General features: G+C 49.4%; 1 protein-coding gene. It reads right to left on the bottom strand.

Annotation, left to right across the window (positions count from 1 at the left end; genetic code table 11):
* The coding region (locus CVN76_RS05950) for a glycerol-3-phosphate dehydrogenase/oxidase (RefSeq protein ID WP_157805558.1) at positions 1-875 on the bottom strand (875 nt) is incomplete at both ends.

The following is an 875-nucleotide window of genomic DNA, read 5'->3' as shown; positions in this document are numbered from 1 at the left end:
GTTTTGGCGATATCGAATAACAGATGTGCGTTTGACCCATACATGGCCAATAGATCCTCGGAATCCTTGACAGATAGCCCAGAGTCCACTCCCGCTTGCATTTGTTGCTTAATATAGCTTGAAAAGTTTCTCGATCCCCCGACGTTGCCTCCGGAAATCGGCATGCCCTTCGTCTTGCTCGCTGGGTACGACTTATTGGACTTCCCTGCCACAAGGTCGACCGTCGTTTTCGCCATTTTGCGATAGCCGGTCAATTTCCCGCCCGCTATCGTGATCAGTCCCGAATCGGACTCCCAAATTTCATCTTTCCGGGAAATTTCCGAAGGGTCCTTCCCTTCCTCCAGAATCAATGGTCTTACTCCGGCCCAGCTTGATTCGATATCATCCTCGGAAATCTTCACCTGCGGGAACATATAGTCAATCGCCTTCAATAAGTAAGTTCGATCTGCCGATGTAACCTTCGGAACGGCCGGATTGCCATCATAAAACGTATCCGTTGTGCCCACATAAGCCTTACCTGCTCTTGGGATGGCAAAGATCATCCGTCCATCGGGCGTATCAAAGTAAATCGCCTGCTTCAAGGGGAATTTCGCTTGGTCGATGACCACATGAACACCCTTTGAAAGCTTCAGCGTTTTTCCCTGCTTCGATTGGTCCTTTTCGCGGATTGAATCCACCCAAGGTCCTGCTGCATTGATGATTTTGTCTGCATGAATTTCATACGCGGCCCCAGATAGTAAATCGGCAACCTGGACCCCAGATACCTTTCCGTTTTCATATAACAACTTATCCACTCGCGTATAATTAATCGGTGTCGCCCCTTTATCGACGGCTGCCTTCATGACTTCGATCGTCAGCCGGGCATCATCTGTACG

This window comes from Bacillus sp. mrc49 (genome assembly GCF_002803435.1).
The sequence above is the reverse complement of the archived record's forward strand: the minus strand, read 5'-3'. Positions and strand labels throughout refer to the sequence as shown.